At 41.3% G+C, this 15,021-nt stretch carries 8 protein-coding genes and 1 tRNA gene; 3 read left to right on the top strand and 6 right to left on the bottom strand.

The genetic code is table 11. The features are described 5' to 3' along the window. Positions 1–190: 190 nt before the first annotated feature. From OCU38_RS14225 to OCU38_RS14215, 3 genes are read right to left on the bottom strand one after another with little or no spacing between them, the layout of a single operon-like run. Complete coding sequence (locus OCU38_RS14225; RefSeq protein WP_261824859.1) at positions 191–1,519, bottom strand: HlyD family type I secretion periplasmic adaptor subunit; 1,329 nt, start codon at positions 1,517–1,519, stop codon at positions 191–193. Then, on the bottom strand, positions 1,512–3,596 hold the full coding sequence (locus OCU38_RS14220) for a peptidase domain-containing ABC transporter (protein WP_261824858.1): 2,085 nt from the start codon (positions 3,594–3,596) through the stop codon (positions 1,512–1,514). Before OCU38_RS14220 ends, OCU38_RS14225 begins: the two co-directional genes overlap by 8 nt. A gap of 1 nt (position 3,597) precedes the next feature. Then, complete coding sequence (locus OCU38_RS14215; RefSeq protein ID WP_261824857.1) at positions 3,598–5,175, bottom strand: ABC transporter transmembrane domain-containing protein; 1,578 nt, start codon at positions 5,173–5,175, stop codon at positions 3,598–3,600. Between the two features lie 347 nt (positions 5,176–5,522). Between OCU38_RS14215 and OCU38_RS14210 the strand changes: the two genes are divergently transcribed. Next, positions 5,523–6,887, top strand: coding sequence for a TolC family outer membrane protein (locus OCU38_RS14210; protein ID WP_261824856.1), 1,365 nt, complete (start codon positions 5,523–5,525; stop codon positions 6,885–6,887). 228 nt (positions 6,888–7,115) lie between these two features. Here OCU38_RS14210 and OCU38_RS14205 read toward each other — a convergent pair. Both OCU38_RS14205 and OCU38_RS14200 read right to left on the bottom strand, forming a co-directional pair. Then, a tRNA-Gly gene (locus OCU38_RS14205) sits at positions 7,116–7,190 on the bottom strand. A gap of 207 nt (positions 7,191–7,397) precedes the next feature. Further along, positions 7,398–8,285: a LysR family transcriptional regulator gene (locus OCU38_RS14200; RefSeq protein ID WP_152820103.1), complete on the bottom strand. Its 888-nt coding sequence runs from the start codon at positions 8,283–8,285 to the stop codon at positions 7,398–7,400. A 246-nt stretch (positions 8,286–8,531) separates the two neighbouring features. Here OCU38_RS14200 and OCU38_RS14195 point away from each other — a divergent pair, with 246 nt between their 5' ends. Next, a complete protein-coding gene (locus tag OCU38_RS14195; protein WP_261824855.1) occupies positions 8,532–9,689 on the top strand; it encodes an MFS transporter in 1,158 nt (385 codons plus the stop codon). 644 nt (positions 9,690–10,333) lie between these two features. Further along, the gene (locus OCU38_RS14190; RefSeq protein ID WP_261824854.1) at positions 10,334–13,165 is read left to right on the top strand and encodes a polysaccharide lyase 6 family protein; all 2,832 of its coding nucleotides are present in this window, start codon (positions 10,334–10,336) and stop codon (positions 13,163–13,165) included. Positions 13,166–13,742: 577 nt separating this feature from the next. Here OCU38_RS14190 and OCU38_RS14185 read toward each other — a convergent pair. After that, on the bottom strand, positions 13,743–15,020 hold the full coding sequence (locus OCU38_RS14185; RefSeq protein WP_261824853.1) for a cytosine deaminase: 1,278 nt from the start codon (positions 15,018–15,020) through the stop codon (positions 13,743–13,745). Position 15,021: the final 1 nt, after the last annotated feature.

The raw sequence follows: 15,021 nt of genomic DNA, 5'->3' as shown, positions 1-15,021 counted from the left end.
ACAACTGGCACTAATTCAATAGTTAGAAAGTGATTCTTTCTTACGGCACATAATACCAATTAATTATCTAGATATAAAAAAAACCCTGATATTTTAATATCAGGGTTAATAATTCTTATACAGCCGTTAAATGACTTAATGCGATATTTTAAAACATTAACATTAAGTTAAGACTTTTATTTTTGAAAACTTAGCGTTCACTAAAAGCACTTGTCATATTGGTAAATACAGGTTTCCATAAATATTCAAATACGGTTTTTTTACCCGTTATAATATCGGCCTCACCGGTCATGCCGGGGATAGTTTTAAGATACTCAGGATCCTTTTCAAAATAGGGTTTAGCAATGGAAATCTTAACTTTATAGTAGACGCCACCCCGTTGATCTTGGTCGGTTGTCGGTGAAATACTTTTAACCACTCCAGTTAAGGAACCATAACGAGAATAATCAAACGCATCTATCTTAATTCTCGCCAAATCACCCACTTGCACAAAACCAATATCACGAGGCGATAATTTGGTTTCCATCAAACCTTGCTTGGTCACAGGCACAATGACCGCGACCATACCACCGGGCTTAACCACACTTCCTGCAGAAGTGGTTGGAATAGATTGAATCACCCCTTCAACTGGCGCTTTAACCACGTCATCCTTTACATCAGCTGCACTAGAGCGCAGGCGAGCATTAGTTGCAATTAAGTCAGTTTGTGCTTCGGTACGCTTTTCAGATACCTCTGAAACCAAATCTATATCTTTTTGAATAAGCTGTTTATTTAAATTATCCAATGAACGTTTCAGCACCTTAGAGCGACTATTAAGCGAATTCACTTGTTGCTGATACGAATCGTATTTCTGCTTGGTTTCTAAGAACTTCACTTCAGATATAGACTGATTCTGCCCCGCCTCTTTCATCAATAAATACATTCGATGTGAAGCCTTTAGCTGATTGCGGAGCGAAGGTAATTCTTCCAACACCCCACTTAATTCGGCATTGGTCTTTTGAATCTCCGATTCAATCACCTTTTCACTGGCTTCACGCTTTTCCTTCATTTTATCAAAAGCTTCAATGTGGTTGGCCGTCAGCTTGGGGTACTTGGTGGCATACTCCGTAAGATCTAACGCTTGTTTGTTGATATAAGCATCGTAGCGTTTGATTCTCATCTCAAAATTAGCGCGCTTAACTTCTAATTCATCTTTAGTTGATAGATTTTTCTCGGAAACAAAGTGCACCAAATGCTGACCTTTTTTCACCATTTGCCCTTCTTCAACATCAACCGATGCAATGGTGCCGCCACTCTGAGATTGAATCACTTGCTTATGGCCCAAAGGAATAATTTGTCCCTTACTCTTTGAGATCTCTTCAACCGTAGCTTGAGTCGACCACAACAATAAAATCGCAATTGCAAAACAAATCAGCAGTGCCACACGACGAATCAGTCGGCGATCTTTAGAGGATTCTATGCTGTTAGAAAACTCATAGTCTGGCCAATCATCGTTATGTGGCGTTCGGCTATTACGCATCGGCTTCTCCTTGTGGTTCAACAGCAGGTTGCTGTGGTAAAGGACCGGCAAAGGCCACTGCGCCCTTGTCCAGCACGACAACCTTATCCACCAGCGGTAGAAGATTTTGATCATGCGTCGAGAAAATCAGGGTTTTCGAGCCCTTGCAAGACTGAATAAATTTAACAAAAGCGGCCTTCACTTTAGGGTTGCCACCTGCAACCGGCTCGTCCATCAAAATAAAGTTTGAGTCAGAGATGATAACGCGAGCCAATGCGATAGCCTCAGCATCGACCGAACGTAGCATGATATTGCATGCCTCAAACATGCTTGCGTATATGTCACCTTCAACCAAATCAAGCAGTGCTTGTCCACCTGCTTGTTTAAGCGCAGCAATGATTTCTTCATCCGTTGCTGACGGCTTTTGCAAACGAATATTATCCGCCAGTGAGCCCTCAACTAGCTGTGTTTCTGCAGGGGCATAACTGCACCAAGTTCGATACACCTGTGGATCATACTGACGGATATTTCGTCCATTTAATGAAATATAGCCTGCTTGAGGCTCTAAAACACCTAACGTAGTGATCAGCAAAGAGGATTTTCCGCAGCCATTAGGCCCTAATACAGCAACGCTTTCACCCGCGAGCGCCTCAAACTCAATACCATAAAGAGCTGGAGCAGACTCAGCATCATAGCGCAAAGTCACTCCTTTAAAGTTAACCTCAGGGGCTTTATCCATTTGCGGAATGTCCAAACGCAATTCATTATTTTCCGTTTGCACTGTTAAAAAACCATCAAATTGAGTCACCGCGCTCTTTAACATATCAATTTTAAGTGATGACGAAAACGCCATAGCTGCCGGGCCTGTAATGCGCCAAATAAGCATCACACAAGCAATCAAAGCACCGGAGGTAATGCTGTGGTTTAGCACCAAAAAGATGCCGACAAAGATAGTGACTAGGCCTGTAACCATGGTCATTACATGGCTTACCGCACCATACAATCCATTGCGCTTAGCAAACATAAAGTTTTGACGGCTATTTTCACGATTTAAACGATGTAAACGCTGAATCCAGCCTTTGGCATTACCGCCCGATTTTAAAAACAGAATATTTTTCGATAATTCGGTAATGCCGTCTTGATGTTCATTATAGATAGCCGGCAAGGCCGCATTGGTAAATTTAGTCAACAAAGAAGAGACGAGTTTATGGAGCAGTATCATAATAATCGGTACTAACACTAACCAACCTGCCAGCAGTGCGATGGTAATCAATACAATAATGACAAAAGGCAGATCCAACATACCGCCACCCACAGTACCCGCTAACATAGAACGTACACGCTCTGTATTTCTCATACGGTTAATGTGGTTAGTGATCCCCACTCGCGTAAGCAAAGTGAGGGGCATATGGATTAATCGATGTAACGTCGTGTTTGATATTTCACGTACAAACTCAGTCACAACTTTAGATAATATATAGCCACGAACTAGCCGCGCACTCACATAAATAAAGACTGCAATCGCCGCACCCATACCAAGTTCAGGCAACACCTCAACTAAGTGTCCACCAATAACTTTGTCATAAACAGACATAGTAAACAGTGGAATGGATAGGCCAGTAACCGTCGACATAAAGGTTAAAACAAGGACTGGCCAATACCATTTTTTACGCAGGTTCACTTCCTTGATAAAAGTACGAACTGATAATTGCTTACTTGGGATCGATTCCAGTACCACAATATGGCTAAACTGTTGTATTTCACTAAAATCAGCATCTTGCCAGCGGCGATGTCCAGGCACTTGTTTTTGAAATTTTTTACCGCTGCGACGAAACAAAATAGCATGATACTCACCATCCTCTTCACGCCCTGACGTAATACCAATAAACGGATAATGGGTATCCTCAAGCTGGTCTTGGTTTGGGATATCAATGGTATAGGTAACGTTAAACTTTTTTAGTTGCTCTACCAAATCTAGCGGTGACATGTGTTCAAGATGCGGATTTTTTGCAATATTGCGCGCCTGTGCATGCATACCCACTTGCTTTAAGAAACTGCCTGCAATACTGCGCAATGTATTTCCAGATTGTGTCGTCATCTTATGCGTTTCCTTGCTCATTTATCGCAGGGTTTGTGAGCAGTTTGCCCTCACCTGTTGCATCAATTCTCAATATGTGATCATATTGCAGGCTCTGTGGACTCAAATAGCCGGTTGTGAAAATACTGCGTTGATGTTTTTCCTCTTGCAATACTTGTGCGACTAATTCTGCAGAGGGAATGTCTAATGATAAAAAGGGTTGTTCAAGCATTAAAAATGCTGGGTCTTGTACTAACGCTCGTACCAAGGCGATAAGCTTAATGGTGCCTTTATTAAAGGTTTCTATACCACTTTCATCAATTCGAGTTTGATAACCGGAAGGCAATTCTGCAAGTGTGGCTGTTAGGCCTAATCTATCGGCCATTTGCATAGCATCAGCCTCTAACTCTGGCGTAAACATGGTCATATTTTCAAGCAGGGTACCTGAGAATAAATTTGGCCATGCGGATACCAACACCACTCCATCACGGTAAGCTTCATATTCAAGATCATAAATATTATTCTCACCAATACGTACTTCACCTTCCGTCGGTGGCTCAAGCCCTACCATCATAGATAATGCTTCACTGGCAAAATACAGTGAATCGGATGTAACCTGAATCAGTGATTTTTCAGGCAATGCAATATCATCTAGCGACAATAGCTTGCTCGCGACTGGCATTTTTACGCCATCAAAAGAGATAACATCTGATTTTAGTCGCTCATCAAGTTTCACTTTGCCGCTAAACTTAGCCTCTGGAATATTAATTAATTCAAGAACTTCTTCTTTAGCCACTTCTGCAGACGCAACTCGTGTATATAAGCCAATAATTGCCGATAGCGGGGCAACGGCGCGACCTGCCAGAATTGAACATGCAGTCAGCCCCCCTGTGGTCATATGACCATCAATAACAAGAAGCGCACCAAGCATAATGATTAATAGTGTTGTTGCCTGTGATGCTCCACCGATACATTCTTGAAGTCGGATAGAGAGCCAATCAACGCGCTTTTGCTGTTGCTGCAATTGATAGTTGGTTGTTCTAAAAGAGGCTGAAAGATGCGCTTCTTGCGCAAGGGCTTTCACGCTTGTCAGGCCAGAAAAAACACGAATAAAAATACGTGTACGTTGGCTTTCGGTTAACGAAAGAGATTTGGTTAGCTTAGTCAACTTGCGACCCAAGAAAAGAATCATCAAGGTCACTACTACCCACACCGCAATAGGGATGAAGACTAGATTGCCACCGATAAAATAGACCAGCCATAGGAACAAACATGCAAAAGGGAGATCGATTAAGGCAACTTTTGCCTGACCGGAATACATATCACGCATGTGTCCAATGGCACTGACGCCGTTAAAGATTCGGCCGACATTCATATTAGCAACGAGTTTATAATCACTTTTGAACAGAGACGTCACTACCTCTTTAGACACTTTGAGCTCGAAATTAGCGGCGGCAGAGGCCATCATCCAACTGCGAAAATAGCGTAGGAAACCTTCCAGAAGTACCGCAGTTACTACTCCAACAAATAGAATAGTCGCAGTGTCGTAGCTCTGATTCGGCAATATTCGGTCATAGGTATGCAACAGAGAAAATGGCATTGCCAATGATAAGATATTAATAAATAAAGAAATTAGTAGCAGAAAAAATAAACTGCTATCGCGATTAAAAAAAAGTCGAAAATTTCGTTTCATTGGTTGTATGCGCCCAAATGCATTAAATAATAATTGACCTAAGTTCTATCGAATTAATCCGAAGATATCATCCTGTTTATTAAGCAATTTTTTGAATTTATACCAATCCCAGTTTCTATAAGAACGAAATAAAAACGATCCTCATTTTTAATGAGTCGTTCAAATATTAAAATTAACGTGTACAATAAACAACTAGGCATTATATATGCCAATTAAAAATTAATCACTTTTACTTGCGATCTTCCGTTGAAGCTATGAAACGAATTCCATTATCCCTACTTATCTCAGGCCTTGTTGGCTTGCCACATCTTGCAGCCGCAACCAACCTGTCAGAAGTCTATTCTCAGGCTAAAATCAGCGATACTGTGGTACAAACAGCCAAAGCAAATAAAGACGCCGCCTTTGCCAATGTGGATGCAAAACGCGCACCACTACTACCACAAATTAACTTAGTTGGTACTGCTGAGGGTGAATTAGGCGATCATTATTATCAGGCCCCTGGTAACAAACCGTATAGTGATGGATATACTACAGGTGCTAAGATCGTCTTAGATCAAGACTTATATCTTCGCTCTAGTTGGATTGAACTGGGCATTGCCGAGAAACAAGCCCGCCAAGCTGATGCCAATTACGCCGCTGCCCAGCAAGAGCTGATCATGCGCTCTGCTCAGGCTTACTTTGACGTATTAAAAGCGCAAGATGAGTTGATATCTGTTCAAGCGGAAAAAAAGGCTACGAAAAAGCAATGGGATCAAGCAAAACAACGTAATCGTGCAGGACTTGCCGCTATTACAGATGTCTATGATGCCGAAGCTCAATACGATACTGTGCTAGCAACGGAAGTATTGAAACAAAATGATCTCACCAACAGCTATGAAAAGCTACGCAAGATCACCAACCAACCTTATAATGAAATTGACACTCTAGACTCAGAGCGTTTTAGCCCCGCTAAAAACAACACCGATTCTACTGCTCTTATCAATGAAGCCCACGAGAAAAACCTTGAGCTTCTGGCCGCACGTATCGAAAAAGATGTTGCGCAAGATAACATTAAGTCTGCTAATTCAGGCCATTTACCTAGCCTGCACTTCAATGCTTCCTATGGTAATGAAGACTACCAAAATGCATGGGGTAGCTCGCCAGTGGATCACAGCCATGGTAACGACCTGCGTGCAGGACTGACGCTATCTGTTCCTGTATACAATGGTGGTGCTACTTCGGCTAAAACAGATTCCGCGCAAGCACAGTACATTGTCGCCAGCCAAAGCCTTGAAAATAAATACCGTGAAGTAGACGCCAACATCCGCGCCTATAACAACAACGTTTCCGCAGCTTACAGCGCTATTCTAGCCTACAGACAAGTGGTTAAATCAGCGCAAGCTGCACACAAAGCCACACTATCTGGCTTCCGAGTTGGCACCCGCACCATTGTGGATGTTCTCAACTCTTCGCGCCGCGTTTTTGAAGCGCAACGCAGCTTATCCGATGCACGCTATGACTACATTACTGCAGGACTTCGCGTGAAGTTAGCGGCAGGTAGCCTAACCGAGCAAGACATCCTAGATATTAACGCTGGGCTTGAGTCACCACACAAATCAAGTGATGCCGCACTAAAATAAATAGCTTCAGTAGAGTAGAAAGGCTGCTAATTAGGCAGCCTTTTTTGTACGCTGTTACTCAGCATTAGACCATTCACTTTGCTGTTGAATGCCGTGATTTCACTTTGATAAAAACGATAGAAAGATCTTGAGAGTCTCTCTGAATCTGTAAATTTCAGACACAAAAAATCACGCAACAAAGCGTGTTATTTTAAATAATTAAGCAAGAGATTTGATAGAGAGAGAGATTGGAGCGTGCAGCGGGAATCGAACCCGCATCATCAGCTTGGAAGGCTGAGGTAATAGCCATTATACGATGCACGCACATCGTGTTGACGAAAGTTAATATGCCATAATAATTTGAAAATAAAAGCTCTAATTTCAGATTATTAAGGATTTCCAATCTGTTTGCGTGCTTTTCAGGCTATATGCATAAAAAAGAGGCAGGCTGTAGTCACCTATATTCCTATGCAATTTATCGATGTTCCACCGTGATAACTCGCCTCGTACAGGCTTTAACCCTACCTAAAATTAAGATAATTGCTCTCCTGCTTGTTGGAGACTGTAGGCGGTAAGTGGATCAATTTCTGCTATCAAGCGTTCTATCTGTTTTATCGCGTCTATAGAGTTGCTGGATTTTCTGTAGCTAAGGTAGATGGGTCTGCACCAACCTTTACTGTCATCCACTTTATATAATTGTTCACTTGCCACAAAAGGCTCTACCACAGAGGTGGGTAAATAGGCTGTTCCGCCTTTTTCCAAAACAAAATCTAAGGCAATTCTGGCGGTCGATGTTCTCAAAAAAGGAGCTGGAATGTTCGGATGGCGCTCAGCATGTTCCGAGGCGAAGCGGGTTCCCCAATCTATGTAAACGTATTTATTGTCGAACGCTTGCTCTTCATGGCAGGGCTCGGTTGATACTAAGGTAAGGTTAAAATCAGCAATATGTTGGCAAGCCAGTTCGTCAGACTTGATTGGGTCTAAGGCAAATGCCATGTCGAGTGTACGCTCTAGCAGTTGTCTATTAATTTGTTCTCTGGATAACGCTTCGGCAATAAAGCCATAGCCATCAAATGCATCTGTCACTACGCTTAGACAGTTTTGTAAATATGCATCCCAAATCGTCGGCGTGCCACCGATAGTCAGTTGCAGTGCTTTGCCTTTTTCTAATGACAACTCAAATTTTGCCTGCTTGAGGGAAGAAACCATCACTTCCGCATATCCGACTAAACGCTCACCTGCAGATGTGAGTTTTATTGCATTTCTATCGCGGGTAAACAAACGCGTATCAAAGAAGGATTCCAGTTGTTTGATTCTCGCGCTCACCGCAGCTTGAGTGATATAAAGATTCTCTGCCGCGTGACCAAAATGTTTCTCTTTCGCCACTTCAAGGAAGGTCTGGAATACTTTTACATCCATATTTATATCTCTGATTATTGCTGATAAAACATAGTAATATTTAATGATTGAGACGACAAAATGTTTTTGGTTTTCTCGATTTGATTCAGTCTAAGACTATGAAAAATTATCCCAATTCTTTCGATAAATTTTCTTTATCGTGAAGATAAAACTTTTTCGTTTTACTCCCCTCTCTCAAAAGCTCATATTCGCTAAAAATAGAGATTTAAATCTATTTGTCACATGGCTGATTGATGAGGTGATAAAGTGGAAACCACAACGGATTTGCAAGTAAAAACAGGCTTTAAAGTGCCCATTGCGGCGCTATCACTTTATGCAATATCTTCTGCTTACCTCATGACTCTCGTACCACTGTTACTCAGTAAATACGGCATCGATGACAGCAATGCCAGTTGGTTAGCGAGTGTGTTTTATTTAGGTTTGTTTGTCGGCGTAACATCAATTAAGTCGCTCATTACCTACATTGGATATCGTTTGGCTTTCATCACCTGCTTATTATTATTCATTGCCACTATTATCGTCCTTCCACTGGCGCCAATAGTGGCAGTATGGTTTATCGCTCGTTTTGTGGCGGGTGTTGCAGTGGCGGGATTATTTGTGGTTGTTGAATCTTGGTTACTTGCAGGGGACGAAGCCAATAGAGCAAAACGTTTTGCTTTATATGTATGTTCTTTCACTGGCGGTGTTGCACTTGGGCAATTAGGCATTGGTTTTGTGGGCGTGCAAGGCGCGCTACCTTTTGTGGTTATACTATCGCTATTATTTATCTCAATGTTGGTCATGTTGCTCGTTCCAACCCAACCGCCCTTGATTCAACATTCTGTCACTTTATCATTAAGAAAAATTTCACATCTCAACCACTCCGCGATTATCGGTTGTACTGTCGCTGGATTAATACAAAGTTCTATTTATGGATTGATGCCAATTGAACTTTCCAATCGCGACATATCACAAACTGATCTTAGCCTTTTAATGGCACTGATCATTGTGGGTGGCATGTTAGTGCAAGCCATTATTCCCAAACTAATACGAGTTTCTGGACGTACACCTTTGATGGGACTGTTCTGCATCCTTGGTATCTTTGCCGTAGGTTTAATCATTCTAAGTAACCGCCTAAATGTGCTCGCAATTAGCTTATTGTTGATTGGCATGACAAGTTTTGCTCTCTACCCTATTGCTATCAACTTGGGCTGCGATAAGTTAAATAAAAACTGTATCGTCTCTGCAAGCCAAGTGATGCTGTTTAGCTACAGTCTAGGCTCTGTTGTTGGTCCCTTAGTCGCGGGGTGGTTTATGGGTAGCACACAAGGTCTGATGACCTATTTGCTAGCGATTATGATGAGTACTGCTATTTATATGGCGGTAGCGAGTGTTCGCACACATAAACATGTCATCGTAAAATAATAAACGCTAGCCAATAGCGCCCCTTTGTTAGTTCACTACCAAGGGGCGTTGACGATCTCGTTATCAATGATCTTGGTAACTTCTCAGCACTTTCACCGAGCCTATAGCTGTAGAACGATCGCTATGATCTCACTTATTTTCCTAGCTACTCTATGCTTAGTACAAATTATCGCCTCCGACAGCGCAAATATCCCTTCCTAATACATATTAATCTAACCCATCTCTGTCAATGCGAAGATTTGTAAACCTTGTTACTCGTCATTACGACTATCAAGATCTATAGCTTCTATTACTGACCAATAAGGCCAACAATCTAGGTTATTTTATTGTCGAAATAACGAGCACTTAGTTTCATATCAATATGAAACTAAGTGCTTTGATTTTCTGCAAGCAAGATAAAACTCAAAATAAAGTGTAACAAAATATAGAGATCCCCATCACACGAATCGTTAAATAATACAATAATATTCAATGATAAATAGAGCCTCGTAAGCCACTGATTCAAAACATATTTTTAGGCGAAAAATATGTTTTGAATCGTGTTTTGCGAATAAACAGCACTTAAAAACAAGATCTGAATCACTGTTTGAAACATCTCTAAGAGTAAGCTTTTGTCCATAGATATTACCAAGAGGTAGAAAATAATGAACAAACATGCACTCGCCATTTTAATAGGATTGGCACTCGCTGGGTGTAACAGCGAATCCAATACAAACTCCACCTCTCAAACTCAAGTTAAAGAGCCAGTAACTGCTTCTCAGCCAGTCGTAACCGAAGGTGTTGCAGCCGCAAAAATCACCCCTGCAACTGAAGTTACCGATGCTTCTAAAATTACTCCATCTATAATAGATTCATCATCTTTAACTGGTGCTCAAGAAGTTAGTGAAAGTCCAATTTTGCCAATTGGCGAATTGAAAGCTGATGATGCAGCGTATAAATCAACTGGTATTCCTGACAGCGTAATCAATGTTGCTCCTGTTAATTGTACCGAAACTTTTCAATCAGTAGGTAAACTACAAGATGCTGCTGAAGATCTTGTTAGTGCACTTAAAGACAAAGACAACCCAACACAACCTGCAGCAAATACAACTCTATGTTTAGCTGACGGTACTTATGAAAATAAGGACCTTGAACTAAAAATTTCTGGATTTAAAGTTGCTGCAGAAAACTCAGGTCAAGTAACCCTTAAAGGCGGTGAAGTATCCGTTGCTATGGGTGGTCATGATAGTCAATTCCAAGGTTTCATTCTTGAAGGCGTGAAATTTGACAGTGCTTTAATTAATACTCGTCTAAGCAGTAGTGATGTTTGTCAAGACTGTCGTATTTCTGAAGTATCGGTACTAAACGCTGTAGGCGAAAATGAATACGGTAACCTAGTTAAAGTTTACGGTGGCGGTACTTTGTTAGACCATAATATTTTCAGTGGTAAAACAATTAAAAACCCTATGGTTTCATTGGTTCGTGAAAAAGGTTTATCAACAGAACAACGTGCACACAAAATTGTTGTTTACAAAAACTACTTTGCAAACCGTCCACCAGCAGATGGCAAAATCTATGCGGGCTCTAAAGACAACGACTACGAAGCCATTCGTACTGGTTTAAGTGAAACCCATGGTGAAGACAGTAACTCTTTTGTTGTTGCTAACTTATTTGAAAACATTCAAGGTGAAGCTGAAGTTATCTCTAACAAAGCCAGTCACAACACCATTAGTTTCAACACCATCCGTAATAGTTATGGTTCTCTTACCAACCGTCACGGTCACGCCAACACCATTGAAAACAACTTCATTCTTGGTGAAGGTTATCCATTAGCGGGTGGTATTCGTATCGGTGACTCAGACCATCAAGTAAACAACAACTACATCGAAGGTGCACGTTACTTAAGCTCAACTCACCACGGTGGTATTGTTCTATTAGGTTCTGATAAAGCAACTAAAGATGGCAATGGTAACGGCAATGGCTACCAATTAGTTCAAGATGTTCATGTCTCTCACAACACCATTGTAGATAGTGTAAATAGCTTTAACCTAGATGGTGGTGGTAAATCACATCAACCAAATCGTGTTTTCATTGACCACAACATTGTTGAACAAGCGATTGGTCCAGTATTCAAAAGCTCTGACCGTGGTTTACCAGAAAATTCAGAAATTATTGGTAACCTATTCTCTGGTCAACAAGTTGCAGATAGCGATGGTATCAAACAATCTGATTTAGCATCTCAAAACAGATTTGAATCAGCAGTTCTAGCTCGTGGTGGTGATGACAACTTGTTCCGCCCAACAGTGAACAGTCCAGACCTAACTGTAGCAATGCAAGCAACTCAAGCTCTTAAATCTGTATATGATATGGATGGTCAATTACGTAGCGGTACTACTAGTATCGGTGCTGATGAAGTGACTGATCAATCAGTTCGTACTGTTAAACCATTAACTTTCGCTGATGTAGGTCCTGTAAGCTACACAGTTCCAAAACCTGCTGCAATTGTGATTACTGCACCGATTAAAAATAGTAATTTTGAAAACTGGTTAACTGACTGGGATAACGGTCAAGGCGACTACTACACAGTTACTGGTCAAAATGCATTCTCTGGTCAAACACTAGAACTTGCTAACAACGGTTCTATTAGTCAAAAAGTTGATGTTCTACCAAATCATCACTACGAGCTAAGTGCCTTTGTAAAAGGTAACTATGCATTGTCTATTGATGGTAAAGAACTGACTAAAGGTGCTGTATCTGGCGACCAATACAAATGGGTAACTGTGCCTTATGATTCTGAATCAGCAACAAGTGTAGATTTATCATTAAGCATTCCTGAGTATGTGACTGTCAACGCACCAGTTGCTGACCCTGACTTCACTAACTACTATCACAAAGATGCTGGTAGCTGGATTATCCATAAAGAAAGTGGTGATGTAGGTTCTTCAAGCGACAGCGCATTCACTGAAAAAGGTTCTATGCGTCTACGCTTTAAACTTGACGATGATGCAACTAATAACTTCCAAGACCAACCTGGTGTAAGCCAAATTGTTGATGGATTGCCAACCAACACAAACGTTACTTTCTCTATGTACTACTGTGACAAAATGGGTGACAACTCTATTGCAAGCCTTGGCTTTGGTGCTAAAACTGTAGCTGCTAAATCACTACAAGGTGCTGTTCTTGGCCAATCCGTTGCTCACAATAAAGACTTAGCCGATGCTGCGAAAGGCACATACAAAGATTGCTTCAAACATGTATCTACAACCTTTAACACTGGTGACAATGGTAGTGTTGAACTCTTCGCTAACTTAATCATCGATCAAAGCTTAACTAGCGATGAAGTTAAAGCTAATAGCAACTACACTAATGGCAAACTTGAAGTTCGTATCGACCACTTTGCTCTTACTTACCAAGCGAAAGCAAGTGACGACTTAACTGCAAACTTTGACGAAGTACGTCTAGCTACTCGTACTGACCAAAACGCTCCAAAAAACTAATAAATAATCATTAGTTAATTATAACTAGCCAAAGGCACCTCAAATGAGGTGCCTTTTTTTACTCTTGTCACTTTATTCTTATCACTATTGCCCTACTAGCTTATTAAAGCTCATTGTCTTCTACTACTTCCCAGCCCTTAGTACTACTCTTCTGCAAAACAGTCATAGACTCTGTTTATAGCAACCCTAGTCATCAATTGTAGGTCCTAGCGTAGCAACAGCGTTGAATATTTTGATTATAGAGCTATGGCTTATCAGGAAGCGAACGCTTTACTTGGTGGTTTTTATGCGCCATTTATAGATGGGTAATATTAAGAAGAGGCATTATAAGTAAGCCATCCTACCAGCGTAGCTCAGCAATGCAGAACCTAATATAACTATGGCTATAAAAAGAAAGCGACATACAGACAAGAGTAATGTCTGAAGATTGGTAAACAGTTGGAATAAAAAGAATTACAGGGTATTCGAAGTGAAATAACAACTTGAATGTTCAGTGGTATTTGTAGCGGTCTAAAGAAGTCTTTTCGCAGGCACAACCCTTCAATAAATACCAAGGGTTGCGCCCACTAGTTAAGTATTAACGCTTATAAGTCACTTCTTCACTTTCATCTAAGTGAATAGAAGTTTGTGCAGGTTTCGTCTCTGCAATCACCTGTCCGTGACGAACAGAATAACGCACAGGAACTTGGCGACGCACAGCGTCAAAACCATTTTCTGCAGGAAGGATAAGAAGGCTACCAGGTTTGCCCTCTTCAATGCCGTATTGGTCTTGAATATTTAACGCCTTGGCAGAGTTGGTGCTGATCAAATCTAATGATTGGTTTATCTGATCGTAACCCATCACTTGCGTGACATGTAGCCCCATATGCAGCACTTGAAGCATGTTTGCGGTGCCCAATGGATACCAAGGGTCAAACACATCATCGTGACCAAAACAGACGTTGATATTCGCTTCTAGCATCTCTTTGACTCGGGTAATACCGCGACGCTTAGGATAGTCATCAAATCGACCTTGCAAATGAGTATTCACTAGTGGGTTTGCCACAAAGCTAATGCCTGACATTTTAAGCAAGCGGAACAAACGAGAAGCGTAAGCCCCATTGTATGAGCCCATTGCAGTGGTGTGACTTGCCGTCACCTTATCGCCCATTTGGTATTTATGGGCCAATGCCGCTAGAGTTTCGACAAATCGCGATTGCTCATCGTCAATTTCATCACAATGCACATCAATCAAGCAGTCGTATTTACGCGCTAATTCAAAAGCAAAATGCAGCGATTCCACCCCATATTCACGAGTAAACTCGAAGTGTGGAATAGCGCCAATGACATCTGCACCAAGCTGTACGGCTTCTTCTAATAGCTCTTTACCGTTAGGGTAAGACAAGATGCCTTCTTGAGGAAATGCCACAATTTGGATATCTACCCATTGCTTCATTTCTTCACGTACTTCGACTAAAGCGCGCAGTGCCAACAACGTAGGATCAGAGACATCAACATGAGTTCTAACATGCTGAATACCATTGGCTATTTGCCATTTTAAGGTTTGTTTTGCTCTAGATTTTACGTCTTCAATGGTTAGGGTTTGCTTGCGCTCAGCCCAACGCTCAATCCCCTCAAATAAAGTACCTGAGATATTCCAGCTAGGCTCACCCGCTGTTTGCGTAGCATCTAAATGGATATGTGGCTCACAAAAAGGAGCGACCACTAATCCACCTTCAGCATCTAGCGTTTTGCCATTAAATTCAGTAATCGAGTTCGCATCAGCAATGCGTTTAAATTTACCGTCTTCGATTAAAATCTGTTGCAGATCGCTGTTATCCGCCAAGTGAGCGTTATTAATTAATAGTGAAGTCATA

This window comes from Vibrio neonatus (assembly GCF_024346975.1).
Lineage (GTDB): Bacteria > Pseudomonadota > Gammaproteobacteria > Enterobacterales > Vibrionaceae > Vibrio > Vibrio neonatus.
Note: the sequence above shows the minus strand (reverse complement) of the source record. Positions and strands in the feature narration are given on the sequence as shown.